This is a genomic window from Mesorhizobium sp. M2A.F.Ca.ET.043.05.1.1 (assembly GCF_003952445.1).
In the GTDB taxonomy this organism is placed as follows: Bacteria; Pseudomonadota; Alphaproteobacteria; order Rhizobiales; family Rhizobiaceae; genus Mesorhizobium.
Genome location: NZ_CP034446.1, coordinates 1,757,100 through 1,776,875, shown reverse-complemented (window position 1 = coordinate 1,776,875; position 19,776 = coordinate 1,757,100). Strand labels below are relative to the sequence as shown.

The window sequence follows — 19,776 nt, the reverse complement described above, 5'->3', positions numbered from 1 at the left end:
AGACGGGCGACGCCCAGGAAGCTCACCCTCAGGGTCGCCCGCCTCCTTCAGCCCATCTCCGGCATTGGGCCAAATCAACCGTAGCCCCGCCGGTCCCCGGCAAGCGGCGCGGCTAATTTAGTCCTCTATTGCCTCGATCGGGCAAGCCACTGCCGATCGAGTGGATTACCCCGATTACCGGCCGAAGCGGTCGTGCGCCAGCGCATCAAGTGGGCTGGTAGAAGATAAGCCTGATCTAAGCCTGCTCCTTCTTTGCTTTGGAAAAGCCGCGATCCGCCGCGATGAACCGCTCAAGCATCGGCGCGATCAAGCGCGACGGGCTGGCGGGTGGCTGCCCTGTCTCGCGGCCAAGGATCTCTCCATATTTCACCAAATCGCGATGCAGAGCCGCCGGCAGTTCCACGGTGATCTTCACCGGCTTGTCGTCGGCGATCACTGCGAGTTTCAACTTGGCCATGTCAACCTCCATATGGTTCAAGCGCAAGGTCGCGGGTGACGAGGACGCGAACGGGAAATCCTGGCCGGATCATAAGAGTCGGCGCTATAGCGAGCTGGCGCTGAACGACTTGCTGACCCACCTGGTTTACGCTATCGGAGGCGCCGCTGCGCAGAGCACGGACGATATCGCTGTCTTGGTCGGAGGTACCGGCCTGCGCGCCAATGCTCAGAACAGTCGACAACGCCGCAGCCTTGAATAGCTGGCCCCAGTGATAGTCGACGCCGTCCTCGAGGCCAGCATAGCCTTCCGCGCCCGCCCCTGGCTGCCGTTCCAGAACGATGGAGCGCCCGTCGGGAAAGATCAGCCTGTTCCAGACAAGCAGCACGCGACGCTGTCCCGGACCAATTCCGCTGTCGTATTGCCCGATAACACGAGTGCCCTGCGGGATGAGCAGGGAGCGGCCGGTGGGACTGTCATAGACATTTTCAGTTACCTGGGCGCTGATCTGGCCGGGCAGGTCGGACCGGATACCCGTGATGAGCGCGGCCGGGATCACGGCGCCGGCTTGAAGCACATACTGGGAAATCGGAGGCGTGACGTGATCTGGCGCCACGGTACGCCGGTCGGCGGCGGCCCACAGGAAAGCTAGCTGGCGATCATGCGCATTTTGCTGTCCGTTCTGACTGGCAAGGTCGATGCCAGCAGGGGCGGACGCTTCGGCGGTCCTGGCACCTTCCTGCGCAATCTGAAAAAACACGCGCGAGGTTCTGGCGGCTTCCTCCTCGGCCCGCCGGCGTTGCTCGGCTTCGTCGATCGCAGGGCTTGCGACCGAGTTTGGTACGCCCCCCTGCCCCTTGTTTTGGGCATCGAGGATCGGTCCGCCGAGGTCTCCCGGCAGCGGCGGCCCAAGGACAGGCCCGGTATAGTCGCGCGGAAGCCCTGCCAGTCCATCGGCGGGCGGCCGATTGGAGGTTGGGTAGAGTTCCTCGCCCTGCTTGAATCTGTTGGAGTCCTGCAGAGCGTAAATCAGCGCGCCGCCGACACCGAACGAGGCTACGAAGGCGATGGCTGCGAGCATCTTGCGCGACAGACGCGTGACACGCGGCGCCTCGGCGCGAAGCCGCATGGGTTCGACAAGCCTATCCTTCTCGTTCATGGCTGCGGCGCTCCCTTCGACGCCGGGGTCGGCGCCTTCGATCCGGCGTTGTCGCCTGGCCTGTGCCACAATCCATCGGTTCTCCCTCCGTCGAGGCGGGCTATCCTTACCGTTTGCTGCCGCTTGCCGGCGCCAAGACGCAGTTCGGCAGCGCCGAAAAGGCGGTCGACAATCAGGATGTTTTTATAGACGCGGCTGTTGGTGATTTCGGCCTCGCCATCCGGACCGATGACAAAGACCGGTGGCATCTCGCCTTGCATGATGCCGCGCGGAAACTCGACATAGACCCTGCGGCCATCGTCATAGGCGCTCACCGGCTTCCAGGGCGGGCTGTCGCCGGTGAGGCCGTAGCGATAGTTGCGCGCTGTAACGTCCGGTATGACCGGCGTTGCGGCCACGCTCTGCAGCAGGCCCGCTTTCAGCGCCGGGTAGGACCACGAAACGGCGGGCATATAGGGCTTCGCGCCGGATCGTAGCTCAAGCATGTAGCTGCGCCGATCAGTGGCGATGATGAGGTTCGTTGTGATGTCGACCCGCGAGGGTTTCACTAGGACGTGGACGCGTCGGGCAATGCCCGAACCGGTTTCGGTGTTGCCAATGATCCAGCGCGCGGTATCACCGGCGGCGATCGGACCCTCTCCCGTCAGGCTCTCGCCCGGCTCAAGCGCAATGTCCGTTATCTGGCCAGGCGCGGCGTAGACCTGATAGAGCGCTCCTTCGCTCCACGGGTAGATCTGGATGGCGTTGTAGTAGCCCTCCCGGCGCGGCTCCACGCGCGCCGCGGCGTTCGCGTTCTCGACGCGCGCGGCCGGTGTCTCGCCGATGGCGCCGCCGCGCGCGGGAGCCCAGCCGGGTGGCACGCGCAGAGGTTTCGGCCTTTGCTCTGTCGCGGCCGCCGGAGCCGGCGGCAACGGCGGAACATAGCTGTCGTAACTGATCTCCGGGGGCTTTTTCGGAGACATGGCGCAGCTTGCGAGCAGCGACGTCCCCGAGACCAGCATGGCTGATAGCAGATATTTTGAAAACATCGAGCCGGCTTCAAGACGCAAGGTCTGGCTCATTGGCTCATCTCCCGCGACCAGTTGACGGCGTTGACATAGATGCCGAGCGGATTGGCGCGAAGTCGCTCGGCGTCATTTGGCATCTGCGTTACGATCGTCAGGATCGCGGTCCAGCGCTCGGTGCCGGAAAGCTGGCCGTTTTCATACCGGCGCTCGATCCAGGCGACACGAAAGGAGTTCGGCGAGGCGCGGATGACCGAGGAAATCTCCACCGCGACCTGTTGCTTGCCGACCATGGAGAAAGGGTCGTTGGCCCGAGCATAGTCGTTGAGCGCCGCAGCACCCTGATCGGTGGTCCATTCATAGGCGCGCAGCCAGTCCTGACGCAGGATGACCGGATCAGCGGGAATGGAGCGCACCTGTTCGATGAAGCGGGCGAGATGCCAGGCGATCTGCGGATCGGTCGGCTTATAACCGGCGATCGCGGGTGCGGTCGCCTGGACCTCGCCCAACCTGTCGACCTGCACGACCCAGGGCACGACGGTACCGCGGGCCAATTGCCAGACCAGGGAAGCGGCAAGGCCTGCCGACAGGATCAGCGATCCGAATGCCATCAGGCGCCAGTTCCGCGCCTGGACGCGGGCGGAGCCGATGCGCTCGTCCCAGACCTGCGCCGCCTTCTGATAGGGTGTCTCCGGTCGAGGGGTCTTGCCGTAGTGGACGGCGGGGCGCCTAAAGATGTTCATGGGGTCATTCGCCTTCAGAAAGAGAAATCGAAGCGCCGCTGCCATGGCTATCGCCGGCGCGTACCGCGTGGGCGGCGGTCTGGGCGCCATGGGAGAGGCGCTGTGAGCGCTGCAAACGTCTGGCCCATTCGGGCTGTCCTTGATTGCCGAATGACTTGCCCGTTGCGGGCTGAGGAGCCGTGGCCGACGCCCAGCCGCCTCCGATCGTTCCCAAGGTCGACGACCCGCCAGTGATTTCAGCGGCCGAACTGGCGCCGGAGGCAAAGCTGGACTGAAGCGATTGCCCCGCATTCATTGCGGCGCGCTTCAGCGGCGAGGCCGCCGCCGCAGCACCAGCGCGCGCAAGGCCACTGAGGCCGGAGGCGATGCCTGCAGCACCTGGCTGGCCGACCGCGGCAAATGTGTAAGCAGCCGAGCCGCCGCCAGCGAGCGACGCCGCGCCCCGTGTTGCCGACACAGTTCCCGAGACTGCCGCTGTCCCGCCTCGCGCCGCCAGACCGGCCGCGCCGTAGCCTGCGACCGCCATGCCACCCGCGGCAAGGCCAGTGCCAACGGCAGCACCGGCGCCAAGCTGCGGTCCACCCGCGACGAGACCATTGGCGATGCCGGGCCCGAAGATGCCGAGGCCAAGCAGCGACAGCGCCGCCAACACGATCGCCATGGCCTGGTCGATGGTGGGGTTCTCGCCGCCGAAGCCTTGGGTGAATTCGCCGAAGAGCGTCGATCCGATGCCGATCACCACGGCAAGCACCAGAACCTTGATGCCGGACGAAATCACATTGCCCAGCACCCGTTCGGCCATGAAGGCCGTCTTGCCGAACAGGCCGAAGGGGATAAGCACGAAGCCGGCCAGCGTCGCCAGCTTGAATTCGATCAGCGTCACGAAGAGTTGCACAGCCAGGACGAAGAAGGCGAGCAGGACGAGCGCCCAGGCAAAGAGCAGACAAGCGATCTGGATGAAGTTCTCAAAGAAGGAGACGTAGCCCATCAATCCGGAGATCGCCTCAAGCAAGGGTCGCCCCGCGTCGAGGCCGGTTTGCGCCACCTTGCCGGGGTGCAGCAGGTCCTGTGCCGAAAAGCCGGTTCCACTCGCCTTGAGACCAAGGCCGGAGAAACTCTCGAAGACAATTCGCGCCAGGCTGTTCCAGTTCGAGATCAGGTAGGCGAAGACGCCGACGAAGAGCGTCTTCCTGACGAGCCGCGCGAGGATGTCTTCATCGGCGCCCCAGCTCCAGAAAAGCCCGGCGAGCGTCACGTCGATGACGATCAGCGTGGTGGCGACGAAGGCGACCTCGCCGCCGAGCAGGCCGAAGCCCGAGTCGATGTAGCGGGTGAAGGTCGCCAGAAACTGGTCGATGACACCGGTATTGCCCATCTATCGCACCTCGCGCAAGGCAGCACCCGGCGACTGCGAAACGGCCGGCGCGCTTGTCGAGCTTGCCGACAGCTTATCGAGACCAAGGAAGCGATCACGCTGTTTTGCCCACAGCCGCGCGCATCCATCATCCCGCAGGGCAGCCTCGCCGATGGCCTGGCAGCGGCGCAGGCCATCGCGAAGCGGATCGGGCATCGAAGCCGCCGGAGCGTGCAGGCCCTCCCCTAGCGGCTTGTCCGCCTTGTGGCTCATCTCGAGCGCGCTTGCCGTCACGGCGAGCGCGACGAAGACGACGCTCACGAGGCGAGCGAGGGCTTTGCCGTCCATGACGATCACCTCAACGGTTGAACATCTGAACGTCGCCAGCCTGGTAGCCGGAGCCAGGGGCGAGGAAGCGGCGACGTTGCTCGCGGCCCTGGTCGACCGCGGTGGCACGTTCGGCTTCGGTCAGCGCCTGGGCGCGACCGTTTGCGGCTATCACGGCAGTCAGGTCCGCAAGCTGCTGGCCCTGGAGCGCAAGCAACTGGTTGCCTGCTTGCGCGGCCTGCAGCGCACCGGCCGCCGACTGGCTGGCACCGACCAGGGCCGAGATTTGCGCACGACCGGTTTCGATGTTTCCAACAACGCCCGCCTGGACGCGCATGGCGTCCTGGAGGCCGCCGACTGTGTTTTGCCAACGCGAGCGCGCGTCCGTGACGAGCTGCTGGTCCGGAGCGGAGAGCGAGACGTCGCCATATTGCTGTTGAAAGGCCTTGTCGACCTGCTGGACGTCAAAGGCGATGTTCTGTGCTTGCCCGAGAAGCTGTTGCGTCCTTTGCACCGACTGCTGCAATTGCTGCAGCGAGGACAATGGCAGGCTGGCCAGGTTGCGCGCCTGGTTGATCAGCATCTGGGCCTGATTCTGAAGCGAGGTGATCTGGTTCGTGATCTGGTGCAGCGAACGCGCGGCCGTCAGCACATTCTGCGAGTAGTTCGATGGATCGAACACGATGAGGGCATGTGCCGGCGCGGTCATCATCGGCGAGATCGCGACCGGCCCGGCTAGCATCGCCGTGACCAGAAGAAGGGCGCGCGGGCGGCTTTGACGGACAGTCATGGCTGTGGATCCTTTCCAGGTTCGAGAACAGTGGGATTGGGGATGAGGTCGGCGGCCCAGCCGATGCCGCGGGCGCGCAGCCAGGCCGCCAGGAAGCCGTCGCGGCCGTGCTCGGCGAGGATGGTGCCTATCAGGGCCTGATCGCTCTTCGAGGACGCGGCGCAAAGTGCCAGCCCGACCTCGGACAGGCCGACCTCGAAGAGCCGGTTGCCGCGGCGGGACTGGCAGTAATAATCGCGCTTGGGTGTCGCCCGCGCCAGGATCTCGATCTGGCGGTCGTTCAGGCCGAAGCGGCGATAGATGGCGGTAATCTGCGGCTCGATCGCGCGCTCATTTGGCAACAGAAGCCGGGTTGGGCAGCTTTCGATAATCGCCGGAGCGATCGTCGAATTGTCGATGTCAGAGAGTGACTGGGTGGCAAAGACGACGCTGGCATTCTTCTTGCGCAGCGTCTTCAGCCACTCACGCAACTGGCCTGTGAACGCGTCATCGTCCAGCGCAAGCCAGCCTTCGTCGATGATGAGCAGCGTTGGGCGGCCATCGAGCCGGTCGCCGATGCGATGAAACAGATAGGACAGAACGGCCGGCGCGGCCGCCGTGCCCACCAGACCCTCGATTTCGAACGACAGCACGGATGCATGGCCGAGATGCTCGGCCTCGGCGTCGAGCAATCGGCCGTGAGCGCCGCCGACGCAGTAGGGACGAAGCGCCTGCTTCAGGTCATTGGCTTGCAAAAGCACGCTGAGCCCGGTGATGGTGCGCTCCTCGACGGGAGCCGAGGCGAGCGACGTCAGCGCCGCCCAGATATGCTCCTTGGCGTCGGGCGTGATCTGGATCCCCTCGCGCGTCAGGATTGCAACGATCCAGTCAGCCGCCCAGGCGCGCTCGTAGGTATCGTGGATGCGCGCGAGCGGCTGCAGCGAAACGGAGGCCTGCATGCCTTCGGTGATGTGACCGCCGAGATCATGCCAGTCGCCGCCCATGGCGAGCGTCGCGGCTCGGATCGACCCGCCGAAGTCGAAGGCGAAGATCTGAGCATCGCGGTAGCGGCAAAACTGCAGCGCCATCAGCGCCAGCAGCACGGATTTGCCAGCGCCGGTCGGGCCGACGACCAGCGTGTGGCCGACATCGCCGACATGCAGGACCAGCCGGAACGGGGTCGAGCCTTCGGTCTTGCCGTAGAGCAAGGGAGGACTGACCAGATGCTCGTCCCGTTCCGGCCCCGCCCACACGGCAGACAGCGGTATCATGTGGGCGAGATTGAGCGTTGAGATCGGAGGCTGGCGGACATTGGCATAGGCGTGCCCGGGCAAGGAGCCGAGCCAGGCGTCGACGGCGTTGACGGTTTCGGCAATCGCGGTGAAATCGCGACCCTGGATGACCTTTTCGACGAGCCGCAATTTCTCGTCGGCCACGCGCGGGTCGGGGTCCCAGACCGCGACGGTGGCGGTGACATAAGCCATACCCGCCATGTCGGCACCGAGCTCCTGCAGCGCCGCGTCGGCGTCGGCCGCCTTGTTGGCGGCGTCGGTGTCAAGAAGTGCTGACGCCTCGTTGGTCATCACCTCCTTCAGGATCGCGGCGATGCTCTTGCGCTTGGCGAACCATTGCCGCCGTATCCTGGTCAGCAGGCGGACAGCGTCGACCTTGTCGAGCAGGATCGCTCGGGTCGACCAGCGGTAGGGGAAGGCCAGCCGATTGAGGTCATCAAGCAGGCCGGGGGTTGTGGCGGTCGGGAAGCCGACAATCGTCAGCACACGAAGATGCTTGTCGCCAAGCCGCGGCTCGAGACCGCCGGCCAGCGGCTCGTCGGCCAGCAGCGCGTCGAGATAGATCGGCGTCTCGGGGAGATGCACCCGATGGCGTTTGGTCGAGATCGTCGAATGCAGGTAGGTCAGCGTTTCGCCGTCATCGAGCCATTGGCATTCCGGCATGAATCCGTCCAGCAGGGCCAGCACGCGCTCCGTCCGGTCGACAAAGGCGCGCACGATCTCGCCCGGATCGGCGCGCGACTGGTCGTGGCCCTCATAGAGCCAACCCTCGGCGCGCGTGGCATCATCGGGCGGCGGCAGGAACAGGAATGTGAGAAAGTAGCTCGATACGAAATGAACCCCTTCCTCATCGAAGTCGGCCTTGCGTTCGGCATCGAGCAGGCCGGAGGCCGCATCGGGAAACTGGCTCTCAGGATAGGAAGTCGCTTCATGCCGCTGCGCTTCGACGAAGATGCTCCAGCCGGAACCTAGACGGCGAAAGGCATTGTTGATGCGCGAGGCTACCGCGACAAGCTCCGCCGCGACGGCGGAGTCGAGATCTGGCCCGCGAAACCGCGCGGTGCGCTGGAAGCTGCCGTCCTTGTTGAGCACGACACCCGGCGCGACCAGTGCCGCCCAAGGCAGATAATCGGCAAGGCGAGCGGCGGTCCGACGGTATTCGGCAAGGCTCATCATAGCTGCGCCCCTCAAACCGACAGCTGCGCCGACAGCCGCAGGTGCCGGCGTCCAACCTCGAAGAAAAGTGGATCGCGCCTCGCAGCCCAAACCGCCGTGAGATGCCCGATTGCCCAGATGAGGAGCCCGACGAGCCACAGCCGCAGCCCAAGGCCAACAGCGCCAGCCAGCGTGCCGTTCAGGATTGCGATTGCACGCGGCGCGCCCCCGAGCAGGATATGCTCGGTCAGTGCCCGGTGGACAGGCACGGTCCAGCCCGGCACCGTGTCGAGCTGTTCCAAAGCCGTTGCCATCAGATCACCGCTCCGCCGCCGAAGGAGAAGAACGACAGGAAGAAACTCGACGCCGCAAAGGCGATCGAAAGGCCAAAGACGATCTGGATCAGCCGACGAAAACCGCCCGAACTATCGCCGAAGGCCAGCGTCAGGCCGGTAACGATGATGATGATGACGGCGATGATCTTGGAGACCGGCCCCTCGACCGACTGCAGGATCTTTTCGAGTGGCTGCTCCCATGGCATCGAAGAACCTGAGGCATGGGCGGTCGACGCGACGATGACGTTGGAGGCAAGGGCGACGCCGGCCATGGCCAGGCTGCCGTGGCAGCGCGAAAGCAGGCGGATCATGAGGTTTCTCCTGAGTTGATCAGTGTGGCTTCAGCAATGCGGTAATCGCCATCGGGACCGAGACCCTCGACCCGGACGAGCTCGGTAAGCCGTCGCGCGGCACCGCGTCCCGCGAGCACCGCGACGAGGCTGATCGTGTCGGCGATCAACGCACGCGGGACAGTGACGACGGCCTCCTGGATCAGCTGCTCAAGCCGGCGCAGGGCGCCTATGCCGGAGCCGGCATGAAGCGTGCCGATGCCACCGGGATGCCCGGTACCCCATGCCTTCAAGAGGTCCAGGGCTTCGGCGCCGCGTACCTCGCCGATCGGAATGCGATCCGGCCGCAAGCGCAAGGACGAGCGAACTAGGTCGGATAGCGTGGCGACGCCGTCCTTGGTGCGCATCGCGACGAGGTTGGGCGCCGCGCACTGCAGTTCGCGGGTGTCCTCGATGATGACGACCCGATCCAACCCTTTCGCCACTTCGGCAAGCAGCGCGTTGGTGAGCGTCGTCTTGCCTGTCGAGGTGCCGCCGGCGACAAGGATGTTCGCGCGCCCGGCAACCGCGGCGCGCAAGATCGCGGCCTGGCCAGCCGACATTGTGCCTGCGGCGACATAGTCATCGAGCGTGAACACGGCGACGGCGGGCTTGCGGATCGCGAAGGCCGCCGCGGCCACGACGGGCGGCAACAGGCCTTCGAAACGCTCCCCGGTTTGCGGCAGCTCGGCCGACACGCGTGGGGAACGGGAATGCACCTCGGCGCCGACATGATGGGCGACCAGGCGCACAATGCGCTCGCCCGCGGCAGGCGCCAGCATTTCTCCTGTATCGGCTAAGCCTTCCGATAGCCGATCGACCCAGATCCGGCCATCCGGGTTCAGCATAACCTCAACGATCGCGGGATCGTCGAGGAAGCGGGCAATGGCCGGTCCAAGCGCGGTGCGCAGCATTCGCGAGCTGCGCGCGCGTCCCTCGGTATTGTCGTTCGATATGACCATGCTGTCCCCGTTTTGACCCGGGAACACGTCGAACTGTTCCCGGTCGGGACGATCAAAAGAGCCTCGGCGCAGTCCGATTCAACGGCTTTCAGCCGCCGTCGTAGCGTAGCGAGCAAATACCGGCCAACGGCGGTGCCGAAGGCGGTACCCTCTTCGGCGAGCTATTGCGGCTTCCACCGCAAAATTCGTTGTATGAAGCTTCGCAATATAATGTACATGTTTATTGACATGCGATTCATGCCGGGTTTATGTGATTTCCATCGGCCGCCTGCCGGCACAGGCGACCGTCCTTTGACGGCGCGGAGGATTGCCATGAGGAACCGTACGCAGAGCGCGATTTCTCGGCGCATGGTCACATTCCCGAGGCGCGTCGAACCGCTACTGCCACCGTTGATATCCGCCTTGGCAAAGACGGGTGACACGTGAGCATGTTCGACATCTGGCTCGGCATTCTGCAAGGGCTGGGTATCACCGCGCAGGTCACGGCCTACGCCCTTGTCTTTGCAGTCCCCTTCGCGCTCGTCTTCGGCGTCGCGCAGTTTCTTGCCACCGGTCTGACGCGCCTTCTGGTTACCGCCGTGATCGAATTCTGGCGCAGCTCCGCGGTCGTCGTCCTGCTGTTCGTCTTTTATTACGTGCTGCCGGTGCTGGGGATCACCCTCTCGGCGCTCACCGTCAGTGCATTGGTGCTCGGTCTCAACATCGGCGGCTATGCCACCCAGGCTGTACGCGCCGGGCTGCAGTCTCTTCCCGCCGGCCAACGCGAGGCCGGCATGGCGCTCGGCCTCTCGCGCCCGGCGATCCTGCTTCTGATCGAGCTGCCGCAGGCCTTGGTCGCCATGAGCCCGACCTTCGTCAACAACCTTATCCAGCTCGTCAAGGCGACTTCGCTTGTCTCGCTGGTCACACTCACCGACATGACCTTCCGCGCCAAGGAGATCGCGCAGACCGACTACGACCCAGTCGCGATCTATTCGGCGCTGCTGCTGGCCTTCTTCGTCGTCTGTTATCCGATCGCGCTCGCCGGCCGATGGCTGGAGGCGCGGGTCCACCCTGAAAAAGGAACGCCTCGTGGGATTTGACCTCCATTTCGCACTGTCGACCATTCCGACCATCATTGGCGCGATTGGAGCTACCCTGCTCGCGACAATCTTGAGCTGCCTCGGCGCCTCGACGCTTGGCTTCACTTTTGAAATGATCCGCCGCGGAGGCGGAGCCCCTGGTCTGGCCGTCCGCTTCCTGATCGACTTCATCCGCTCGACGCCGGTACTGGCCTGGCTCTATTTCCTCTATTTCGTCATGCCCTTCTACGGGATCCGGCTTGGAGCCATGACGGTGGGCATACTGGGGCTGAGCCTCTACTACAGCGGTTATCTTGCGGAGGTGTTCAAAGCGGGCATCGACGCGATCCCGAAGGGCCAGCAGGAAGCAGCCCGGGCATTGTCGCTAACCCGGCGAGATACGATTGTTTTCGTCATCGCGCCCCAGATGTTGCGCAACATCGCCGCACCGCTCGGCAACTATCTGGTATCGATCCTAAAGGCGACGCCCTATCTCGCCGTCCTGGCCGTCCCCGAAATGCTTGGACGCGCCTTCGATATCGCTTCCGAGACCTATCGGTACGCGGAGCCGCTGACGGTCGCCGGCATCCTGTTCCTCGCGCTTGCACTGATCGTTGCTTACGGCGTGAAGCGCATCGAGCAGCGCCTGCTTGCAGCTGGACGGCGCTGATGCTCGCGCAAGCTCCACACCCAGCCAGTGAAACCCTCCCCTTGTGCGGATCGTCGGCCTCAACAAGTGGTTCGGCGCCCTGCAGGTCTTGAAAGACATTGATCTTGCGGTACGAGCTGGCTCACGCGTCGTGGTTTGCGGGCCGTCCGGCTCGGGCAAATCGACCTTGATCCGCTGCATCAACGGTCTTGAGCGCTTCCAAAAGGGAACGATCCAGCTTGAAGGGACAGCGCTCGGAAGAAATGCTCGCGATACGGCGACGGCGCGCCGGCAAACAGGCATGGTGTTCCAGAGCTTCAACCTCTTTCCGCACCTGACGGTGCTCGCCAACTGCACGCTGGCGCTGCGCCGGGTTCTGCTGAAGCCGGCGAGCGAGGCCGAAGAGATCGCCATGCATCACCTGACGACGGTGCGCATCCCCGAAAAGGCGCACGCCTACCCGGCCCAGCTCTCGGGCGGTCAACAACAAAGGGTGGCGATCGCGCGCGCGCTCTGCCTCAATCCTCGTATCATGCTGTTCGACGAGCCGACCTCGGCGCTGGACCCGGAGATGATCAAGGAGGTGCTCGATGTCATGGTCGCGCTCGCGGGAAGCGGTGTGACCATGGTTTGCGTGACGCATGAAATGGGCTTTGCACGCGAAGTCGCGGACCAGATCGTTTTCATGGATGAAGGCCGCATCGTCGTCCATGCCTCTTCCAAGGACTTTTTCTCAAGGGCAGCTCACCCACGCGCCCAGCTTTTCCTGGATAACATCCTGAACCATTGATGCCAGATGCCCTTGAGCCAGTGTGCCGGCACGGGCGCACACGGCGCCGACATGGCGACAGGCGGATGCGAGCAGATTACCACTCCGGCGCGAACGCGTAGCCAGCCGAGCGGACGGTGCGTATGACTTCGCTTCCCACGGATGCCCGGAGCCGTTTGCGCAGCCTGGCTATATGGACGTCGACGCCCCGCACATCGGTGGCGGCGGCATGTTCAGGCCATGCTGCCGCGACCAATTCCTCGCGGCTGAACACCTTGCCTGGCCTTGCCAAAAGGCTGCGCAAAAGCTTGAACTCGATCGGAGGCATGACAATCTCCTTTTGCTTGAAGAATGTCCTGTAGGTCTTTGGTTCCAGTCGGAAATCGCCCTGCACAAGATCCCCCGATCCCGTTTCGCGCGATGAGTTTGCAAGGCCCGCTTTGCCATGCAGCCAGTTCAGAAGCTGTTCAGGCGCAAAGGGTCGTGAAAATATCTCGTCGACACCAGCCTTGATCAAATCAAGATGCAGCTTGCCAGAACGCGGCGCAACCAAGCCTGCGAGAGGCGTTGCTCTTGTCGATTCGGACGACTTCAGCGCCACGCACTGCTTGGCGATTGCGCGGTCGCCTGGATGACAATCCAGGATGACGGCAAGCGGCACCGCGGCCTTGATGGCGCGCGCGATCTGCTTGTCTGCGGTGATCAGGCGGGTTTCGAAGCCTGCAACTGTAAGGATGTGCCCGAAAACGAGGAAAAAGTCCGGGTCCTTCGAAGAGATCAGGACCAGCGGCTTCATTGAGTCACCAACGGAGTTTGACGCATCATAGGGCTGACTACCGCGCAATTGGGCGCGATGACAATATCCCCGCGGTTCTTGTCACTCGTTCATACTTTCCAGGTCGCGACTAAGTCCCCATTTGGAAGGCATTGAATGTGAGTGGCAGCTTTGCGCCTCATCCGGCCGGCCGGCGCTGGAGATCTTGAGTTCCCGTGTCCGGCGTTCCATCTACCCGGACCATGGCGGACGCGTTCAGGCCTTCGCCGGTTGCACGGCCTACTGTTCGTTGAAAATGCGTCCATGTTTGCTATGTTGTCTAAATTGGAATTTTGTTGAACAGATGAGACAAGGGAGCGGACAGGTGGCAAAGATCGCTTCGCGCACACCGTTGCGGCCCGGGGTAGCAGCTGGCAAGCGGGGAAGAGCAATCAGCAAATTGGCCGGGAAGAAGAAGACGAGCCTGCCCAGGCTGGCAAAGGTCGCCGCTATTTTCGAGCGAGCGGAAGAGTCAGGCCTTCGCCGTGAAAAGGATGGCAGGATCACAGGGCGAGTGAGCGCGGTTCTGATAGAAAAGGCCAAAGCCCGAACCGGGTTGACCTCGGATACCGAACTTGTCGAGTTCGCCCTGGCGAACGTGGCCCTGGAGGACAACTTCGCCGAGACCTTCAGGAAGACCCAAGGTACGGTGGATCCAGACCTGAAGCTCGGGTACTAGTGTGCCTGGGTTCGACTTCGCGGCCGCCGTTAGATGGAGTCGCCTAGATCCTCGGAGGTCCTTGAGCCACCGCCCTGACAGTAAGTTGCCGATCATCGGCGATACTGCGCTGCCGGGGCAGGAATTGTTGCTGGATACCAATGTCTACATCCATGGCCTCCAGGGGAAAGCACCTGAAGTGGTGGCCGATCTCCTGGACCTCCGGCAGGTCAATCATTCCAGCGTTGCCATGCAGGAATTGATGCATACGGTGGGGGCTTTGGATCCCAACCACCCTGGAACTTCGGGTGCGATCAAGCGGATCGGGACAACGATCGAGGCCATGCCGGCACATCGTATTTTCACACCGGATGCCGACTTGCTCGGCCGCGCTGCCCTCCTGTCGGGAATGCTGTCGCGCCTTCAAGGGTACGACAAGGATTCAAAGCTTCGTGCCCTCCAGGATTGCCTCCTTCAGGCGCAAAAGTTGGGGTTCGTCGTTTTGACCGCAAACAGCGACTGCTTTGCGGCCAGGCCTTCAATCAAGCGCTCGGTACATCAAAACCCGCCCGGCAGGGATCAATTGCAACAAAAGATCGAAGTCGCGGACGATCGATCGGCATTCTCCAGCCGCAAAACCTTGGCTAACTGTGGCAATCAGCCTAAATTCTGTCCGCAAATATGACGCCGCTTATCCCATAAGCGCGGCGCGTCTGCTCAATCGCCTCAGGCGTGACATCGATCAGCAGCGCGATGATGTCGCCATCGGGATGCTGGAGAGCGTTGCCGAGTTCGAGGAGCGTCCAGCCAAGCGCACGCAGGCGCTTTGGCCAGAATGTTTCGCATACCACGCTAATCTGTCGAATTCCCAGACTTTGCGCCGTCTCGAGAAGTCCGCAGAGAACGAACCCAGCAACCGGCGACGAGGCTCCCTTCGTGCGAAGGGATGGGATGACAAAGAAGCGAGTCCATTCGAAAATTTCGGCCGCCCTCGGAGGTGTTCCGCCGGCGAGTATCGGAAAGACCTCGCTCATGAGATGCGGCTCCAGCGTGGGAACAAGACGGGAGCCGCCGACGATCTTGCCGTTGGCGTCGAGCGCCAAAACCGTAAATGTCGTATCTTATGCGAAAGTAGCGCTCCAGAACCTTCCTGTAGAGCTTCCTGTTTTCCCAGGTGACCAAATGTATACGGACCATGACGCCTCCAGGCGGAGGGTCGTAGGAAAACGGACTTGCGGTACGTATGACGGTATTCAGGTATTGCTAAATGTGGATTTCCTGCCGTCGCAGCGCTTTGACGATGGCATGTGATACATTGATCGCATCGAGCTTTCCCCGGATGTTGCGCTGATGGCTTTCGACCGTGTTCCTGGTAACGCCGAGGATGCAGGCGATATCGTCGGTGGTTTTGCCTTGTGCGCTCCACTCCAGGAGCTCGCGCTCACGCGCCGTCAAAGGCGTGGGCTCATCGCCGCCGCCGTCGCCGGGTGTTCCCAGCCCTGCGAGGCTGCGAAAGGTATGAACGCAAAGCGTCTCGATAAAGGGCAAGGTGCTTGGCGGAACTTCTATCCGGTCGCTCGCCACTGTGACGACACTTGGCCCCGCCAGTGGCACGTGAATGGGAACACAAATACCGTCTTTCATCCCGAACTCAGCCGCCTCGTCCATCACCAGTCTTGAACGCTTAGAAAGTCTCGCGGCCGGAAGCTCTCGCCACAGGAAGGGCTGCGGCGAGTGCCGGCACTGGGCAACGCAAGGATCGTGCTGAAAGTGATCCTCGGAGACATAGCGATTATACCAATCGACGGGCCAGCCATCACCCAGGATCTCGCGTTGCCAGTCCGCATCGTGCGGCACCGGCAGGCCGGTGATCAGAAAACTGCGCAATCCGTAGCGCGCCATGGCTGAGCGGAACTCCTGAAGGATTGCTTCAGCCGACCGTGCAGTGTCGATCTTCGAGATCGCCGCAACGAGGTCAATGATTTCGTTCTCCATTGGCAGACCTAGACCACAAAAAGGCCCTACCCGCGGAACAACCTATGCGTGTCCAGATGCCATCTTCAATGGGACCAACGCCGAATGTACACTGAAGGAGTCAATTAGACGGCTTAAAGTCGAGAAAAGGTGAATCGCGCTCAACGTATCGACGAAAACATCAGGCTTCATTCCGTCGACTTCGCCGCACCTTGTTTCGTCGTCCGAATAGCTCTCCTATTTGCCGGGCTCGCCGAGACCAACTCTTGTGGCTCGACATTCAAGGCTTTGGCCAAAATCTCGACTGTATCCAGAGTAGCGTTGCGCCGTCCGGCTTCGACGCTACTGATATAGGCTCGCGTGCGCCCCGAAACGAAAGACAACTGCTCCTGAGAGAGTTTTCTTTCTCTCCGAAGCCGCTGCACGTTCAGACCAAAAACGCCGCGAAGTTTCATCCAACAACGGATGCTACGGCGCGCACTATGGTGCGACACACTATAGTGCACATTCCGCATTGACAGCGGTGCCCTGGGCTGTTTGAAACGACGAGCGAATTCAATCGTTTCCCGGACAAGGAATAGCCATGTCTAGCCGGCCGTTTCGCGATCTCGCGCACGACATGTCCGCGCATTCCTCGGGTGAGACCAGCCGCCCAGAAAGTGACAAAAGCCGGGTCCTGGAATTCGCCTGCATCCGATGCGGCGCGTCCTACCCTGCAGATGTCAGCATCGACTCCAAAGGGTGCGCGCGGTGTCAGGAAACCGCGCCGGCAAATCTTCGGCCGGTCTACTCGGACCCAAACCCTCACCCTTTGGAGAGCGCCACCACCTCGCGCTCCCTATGGCGTTTCGCGCCTATGCTCCCCTGCACGGAAGCGGAGGCAGTGAGCCTGGGCGAGGGTCTGACGCCGTTGCTTGCAGCGCCGCGCATCGGCGCGTTTCTCGGCGTACCGAACCTCGCGGTCAAGGACGAGGGCCGAAACCCGACCTGGTCGCATAAAGACCGTTTCTCAACCATCGCGGTCAGCGTGGCGCGGGCGCGTGGCGCCAAGACCGTCGCGACCGCCTCATCGGGGAACGCCGGCGCTTCGCTGGCGGCATACGCCGCCCGAGCCGGGCTGAAATGCGTCGTCACCACTTTCGCGGGCTCAGCCGGCCCGATGCTGGCGCAAATCCGCAAGTATGGCGCGACGGTGCTGCCGCTGGTCAACAAGATGGACCGATGGTCGCTGCTTGAACAGGCCGCCGCCCGCTACGACTGGTTCATCGCCTCGCCCTATCACGGTCCGGTCGTCGGCAGCCATCCCCTCGGCATCCAAGGCTATAAGACGATCGCCTATGAGATCGTCGAGCAGCAGGATGGGATGGCGCCAGACTGGTGCGTCCTGCCGGTCTGCTATGGCGATGCGTTGTCCGGTGTGTGGGCGGGGTTCTGCGAGTTGTACGCGCAAGGGGCGATTTCGCGCCTGCCTCGCCTCGTCGCCGCAGAGGTTCACGGCTCGCTGACGGACGCCCTTGCCAGCGGCGCCGACGCCTTGAGCGAACGCAAGATGCTCTTCGACAGTCTTGCCGTATCGATCGGCACGCCGCGCAGCACGTTTCAAGCGTTGAAGGCTCTGCGCGAATCCGGCGGGCACGCCGTGCCCGTCAACAATCATGGCCTGATCGCGATGCAGGAACGCCTTGCGCGGGACGAAGGGATCTTTGCCGAACTGGCGTCGGTCACGCCGCTGATTGCAATATCGACGTTGAAGGATCGAGGTGTCATCGCTGCCACGGACCGTGTGGTGGCGGTGGTGACTGCCAGCGGCCTCAAGGACCTCGATCGGTCCGCCGGATCGAACCAACATGACCGGATCTTCCAGACGACGGACGAAGCCTGGCGCTGGCTTGACGAAAACGGGCCGGAGCTCAGTTCATAGATTTTCCGCCGCGCCAACGGCCGGCGGCACCTCGCTCGCCGACTGCGTTTTCAGCACATCGTCGAGACTCCGACGAAGCCAAAGAAAGCGCGTCCATTGCGTCTCTGCCGCAGGCGCGATTGTCGTCAGCGTCCTCGGCTCGGACAGTTCCTTGCAAGGCCAGCCAGGCAGCGCGCCGAGCCAGTCGTCATTATAGACAGTCTCGGCGTGGCGATGGCCTTCGTCAGGCATAATGACCGCGACCTGCGCGTCCGGAAGCGTCGATGCAACCCATTTCGCCACCAACGCGGCGGCACCGCTGGTCGGCCCCATGAAGATCCCGTGCTCGCGCAGCAAACGGTGCGCGGTCATATAGGCCGGATAGGCGCCAACCCAATGTATCTCGTCGACAAGCTCGTGCCTCACGTTTTTCGGCAGAACGCTGTTGCCCAAGCCCCGCAGCATGCGTTTGCCGACGGGCTGACCGAACAGAATGCTCCGATGCGTATCGACGGCGAACACAGTCAGGTGTGGAAAGACCGTTCGCAGAAAGGACGCGGTGCCGCATAGCGAACCGCCCGTACCGACGCAGCCGACCAGGCAGTCAACCTTGCCAATTGCGCGGATGAAGAGTTCGGCCAGCCGCGCATAAGCGAGCCAGTTCCCCGGACTGTCGTATTGGCGGGTCCAGAAGCTGTCCCGCTCCTTGGCCAGGATTTCCTGAAGACGCGCAAGTCGGCCGGGCTGGTTGCCGTCGCCGCGCGGATCATCAAGCGCGATGACCGTGGCGCCGATGCGCTCCAGGCGGGCTTTGTATTTGGCATCGATCAGTGTTGAGGCGGTGACGAGCGTCAAGCGATAGTCACGTGCCGCCGCGAGCAGCGCCACCGCCATGCCGAAGGTGCCGGACGTCGTCTCGACAATGTGGGAACCGGCTTTCAGTTCGCCATTCGATGCTGCCCGATCCAGAATGTAGCGGGCCGGCATCAGCTTCATCAGCGGAAAGGCCGCGGCCACGAGGTTTGGCGCCAGGAGCGCGAGACGCGGGGTCTCAAGGTCCCTGAAATAGTCCACTGCTGGGGTCACCATGTCCAGCCCTCCGCGTTGACCAGATGGACGTCGACGTCCTTAAAGCCCGCGCGCCTTATCTGCTGTGCGACCAGGGCTGCCCGTCGCTTCAGGTTCGATGCGAAAAGATCGAAGATCAGACCAAACAACGAGCCGCTATGGGCGACTTGTACCCCGCACGCTCCGGCTCGCCTGGCAATTTCAGCGACTTCGTGAAAGCCCTGTTTGGGCAAGTGCCGTTGACTGATCACGGCACTGGCCGAGGCGGCCCGCCCGAGAAGATCTGGATCCTGATGCCGGACCGCTCGCGCCACCAAGGCCCGAAGCACACCGAATTCCTGGATTTCGGCACTGTCGTAGCGCGCGGGCGGCAGCTGCAAAGTGTCGACCGGGATGCCATCCTTTGCCTTGAAGCCGAGCAGAAGCAGCGGCGGCAGGGCGCCGCCGAAATTCTCGATGACCACGCCTTCGCGTTGCGCGAACAGCACCGCGTGATCGTCAAAGGCAATCGCGTCGCTGGCGCGCTCGGCGGCAACGGCAAGACGCCCGATGCTCGAGGGCCGCAACTGGATCTTGAGGGTTGCGGCGACAGCGCGAATGGAAGCGACGACATCCGCAGTCGACGAGCCGTAGCCGTGCCCCACGGGAATTGAGCTTTGAAGCGTCAGCACGCCGCCGCCGGTAACGTTCAGGAAATCGAGCGTGAGCCGGGCGGCCGCTGACGCCTTGATCTTGTGATCGGGGTGGACAACGATCGCATCGTCGTCGCTCCTGGCGAAGCTCGCCTCCGATCTCAAGCCGGCAATCGGCAGCGTTACGAGCCCGCGGTGAAGGCGCCCGCCATCATCCTTGAAGACGCCCTGGATGAGTTCGCCGTGATGCGCGATCGCCGTTCCTGTCCCAACCGACGACCTCGAGATTTCATCACTCATAAGATCCCTGGCGCCAGCCATTTCCGCCTCCCCAGCTTTCTCGCCGCGGATGAGGATTGCGCCGACGATCGCAAGCGGCCCTCAAG

Annotated in this window: 23 protein-coding genes; 6 read left to right on the top strand and 17 right to left on the bottom strand. The window is 63.0% G+C overall.

Features of this window, described 5'->3' with window-relative positions; translation table 11 throughout:
• Window positions 1-235: 235 nt before the first annotated feature.
• The 11 genes from EJ069_RS08415 to trbB are packed head-to-tail and all read right to left on the bottom strand — an operon-like array spanning window position 236 to window position 9,865.
• On the bottom strand, window positions 236-457 hold the full coding sequence (locus tag EJ069_RS08415) for a DUF2274 domain-containing protein (RefSeq protein ID WP_126060910.1): 222 nt from the start codon (window positions 455-457) through the stop codon (window positions 236-238).
• Window position 458: 1 nt separating this feature from the next.
• Window positions 459-1,595 carry a TrbI/VirB10 family protein gene (locus tag EJ069_RS08410; RefSeq protein ID WP_126060909.1) on the bottom strand — a complete coding sequence of 379 codons (1,137 nt, stop codon included), beginning with the start codon at window positions 1,593-1,595 and terminating at the stop codon, window positions 459-461.
• On the bottom strand, window positions 1,592-2,656 hold the full coding sequence (gene trbG / locus EJ069_RS08405) for a P-type conjugative transfer protein TrbG (RefSeq protein ID WP_126060908.1): 1,065 nt from the start codon (window positions 2,654-2,656) through the stop codon (window positions 1,592-1,594). The genes EJ069_RS08410 and trbG overlap by 4 nt, the downstream gene beginning before the upstream one ends.
• Window positions 2,653-3,342 (bottom strand): conjugal transfer protein TrbF, encoded by a 690-nt coding sequence (gene trbF / locus EJ069_RS08400; protein ID WP_126060907.1) that lies wholly within the window; start codon window positions 3,340-3,342, stop codon window positions 2,653-2,655. Before trbF ends, trbG begins: the two co-directional genes overlap by 4 nt.
• Window positions 3,343-3,346: 4 nt before the next feature.
• Window positions 3,347-4,717 carry a P-type conjugative transfer protein TrbL gene (gene trbL, locus EJ069_RS08395; protein WP_126060906.1) on the bottom strand — a complete coding sequence of 457 codons (1,371 nt, stop codon included), beginning with the start codon at window positions 4,715-4,717 and terminating at the stop codon, window positions 3,347-3,349.
• The gene (trbK-alt, locus tag EJ069_RS08390) at window positions 4,718-5,044 is read right to left on the bottom strand and encodes a putative entry exclusion protein TrbK-alt (RefSeq protein ID WP_126060905.1); all 327 of its coding nucleotides are present in this window, start codon (window positions 5,042-5,044) and stop codon (window positions 4,718-4,720) included.
• Between the two features lie 10 nt (window positions 5,045-5,054).
• The gene (gene trbJ / locus EJ069_RS08385; RefSeq protein ID WP_126060904.1) at window positions 5,055-5,813 is read right to left on the bottom strand and encodes a P-type conjugative transfer protein TrbJ; all 759 of its coding nucleotides are present in this window, start codon (window positions 5,811-5,813) and stop codon (window positions 5,055-5,057) included.
• Complete coding sequence (gene trbE / locus EJ069_RS08380; RefSeq protein WP_126060903.1) at window positions 5,810-8,260, bottom strand: conjugal transfer protein TrbE; 2,451 nt, start codon at window positions 8,258-8,260, stop codon at window positions 5,810-5,812. The genes trbJ and trbE overlap by 4 nt, the downstream gene beginning before the upstream one ends.
• Window positions 8,261-8,271: 11 nt before the next feature.
• Window positions 8,272-8,553 (bottom strand): VirB3 family type IV secretion system protein, encoded by a 282-nt coding sequence (locus EJ069_RS08375; RefSeq protein WP_126060902.1) that lies wholly within the window; start codon window positions 8,551-8,553, stop codon window positions 8,272-8,274.
• A complete protein-coding gene (locus EJ069_RS08370; protein ID WP_126060901.1) occupies window positions 8,553-8,885 on the bottom strand; it encodes a TrbC/VirB2 family protein in 333 nt (110 codons plus the stop codon). The genes EJ069_RS08375 and EJ069_RS08370 overlap by 1 nt, the downstream gene beginning before the upstream one ends.
• Entirely contained in the window at window positions 8,882-9,865 is a 984-nt protein-coding gene (gene trbB / locus EJ069_RS08365; protein ID WP_126060900.1) for a P-type conjugative transfer ATPase TrbB, read from the bottom strand. Before trbB ends, EJ069_RS08370 begins: the two co-directional genes overlap by 4 nt.
• 428 nt (window positions 9,866-10,293) lie before the next feature.
• On the opposite strand from trbB, the gene EJ069_RS08360 reads away from it, so the two are divergent.
• Genes EJ069_RS08360 through EJ069_RS08350 form a run of 3 tightly spaced genes read left to right on the top strand, consistent with a single transcriptional unit; the run spans window position 10,294 to window position 12,365 of the window.
• On the top strand, window positions 10,294-10,947 hold the full coding sequence (locus tag EJ069_RS08360) for an amino acid ABC transporter permease (RefSeq protein WP_126060899.1): 654 nt from the start codon (window positions 10,294-10,296) through the stop codon (window positions 10,945-10,947).
• A complete protein-coding gene (ehuD, locus tag EJ069_RS08355; protein WP_126060898.1) occupies window positions 10,937-11,596 on the top strand; it encodes an ectoine/hydroxyectoine ABC transporter permease subunit EhuD in 660 nt (219 codons plus the stop codon). Before EJ069_RS08360 ends, ehuD begins: the two co-directional genes overlap by 11 nt.
• Window positions 11,597-11,639: 43 nt before the next feature.
• Entirely contained in the window at window positions 11,640-12,365 is a 726-nt protein-coding gene (locus EJ069_RS08350) for an amino acid ABC transporter ATP-binding protein (protein WP_126060897.1), read from the top strand.
• A gap of 76 nt (window positions 12,366-12,441) precedes the next feature.
• On the opposite strand, the gene EJ069_RS08345 is transcribed toward EJ069_RS08350, so the two are convergent.
• Window positions 12,442-13,140, bottom strand: coding sequence for a response regulator transcription factor (locus tag EJ069_RS08345; protein ID WP_126060896.1), 699 nt, complete (start codon window positions 13,138-13,140; stop codon window positions 12,442-12,444).
• Window positions 13,141-13,483: 343 nt separating this feature from the next.
• On the opposite strand from EJ069_RS08345, the gene EJ069_RS08340 reads away from it, so the two are divergent.
• Entirely contained in the window at window positions 13,484-13,837 is a 354-nt protein-coding gene (locus tag EJ069_RS08340) for a hypothetical protein (protein ID WP_245456472.1), read from the top strand.
• An 85-nt stretch (window positions 13,838-13,922) separates the two neighbouring features.
• On the top strand, window positions 13,923-14,501 hold the full coding sequence (locus EJ069_RS08335) for a DNA-binding protein (RefSeq protein WP_245456471.1): 579 nt from the start codon (window positions 13,923-13,925) through the stop codon (window positions 14,499-14,501).
• Here EJ069_RS08335 and EJ069_RS08330 read toward each other — a convergent pair.
• The 3 genes from EJ069_RS08330 to EJ069_RS08320 form a co-directional block, all read right to left on the bottom strand.
• Window positions 14,479-14,919 carry an acyl-homoserine-lactone synthase gene (locus tag EJ069_RS08330; protein ID WP_245456470.1) on the bottom strand — a complete coding sequence of 147 codons (441 nt, stop codon included), beginning with the start codon at window positions 14,917-14,919 and terminating at the stop codon, window positions 14,479-14,481. The two genes, EJ069_RS08335 and EJ069_RS08330, sit on opposite strands and share 23 nt — an antisense overlap.
• 160 nt (window positions 14,920-15,079) lie before the next feature.
• Entirely contained in the window at window positions 15,080-15,811 is a 732-nt protein-coding gene (locus tag EJ069_RS08325) for a LuxR family transcriptional regulator (protein WP_126060895.1), read from the bottom strand.
• A gap of 167 nt (window positions 15,812-15,978) precedes the next feature.
• Window positions 15,979-16,245 carry a helix-turn-helix transcriptional regulator gene (locus tag EJ069_RS08320; RefSeq protein ID WP_126060894.1) on the bottom strand — a complete coding sequence of 89 codons (267 nt, stop codon included), beginning with the start codon at window positions 16,243-16,245 and terminating at the stop codon, window positions 15,979-15,981.
• 164 nt (window positions 16,246-16,409) lie between these two features.
• Here EJ069_RS08320 and EJ069_RS08315 point away from each other — a divergent pair, with 164 nt between their 5' ends.
• Window positions 16,410-17,711 (top strand): threonine synthase, encoded by a 1,302-nt coding sequence (locus EJ069_RS08315; RefSeq protein ID WP_126064661.1) that lies wholly within the window; start codon window positions 16,410-16,412, stop codon window positions 17,709-17,711.
• Here EJ069_RS08315 and EJ069_RS08310 read toward each other — a convergent pair.
• Entirely contained in the window at window positions 17,706-18,779 is a 1,074-nt protein-coding gene (locus EJ069_RS08310; RefSeq protein ID WP_126060893.1) for a PLP-dependent cysteine synthase family protein, read from the bottom strand. The two genes, EJ069_RS08315 and EJ069_RS08310, sit on opposite strands and share 6 nt — an antisense overlap.
• Window positions 18,773-19,711, bottom strand: a complete 939-nt coding sequence (locus EJ069_RS08305) for a kinase (RefSeq protein ID WP_126060892.1) — start codon at window positions 19,709-19,711, stop codon at window positions 18,773-18,775. The genes EJ069_RS08310 and EJ069_RS08305 overlap by 7 nt, the downstream gene beginning before the upstream one ends.
• Window positions 19,712-19,776: the final 65 nt, after the last annotated feature.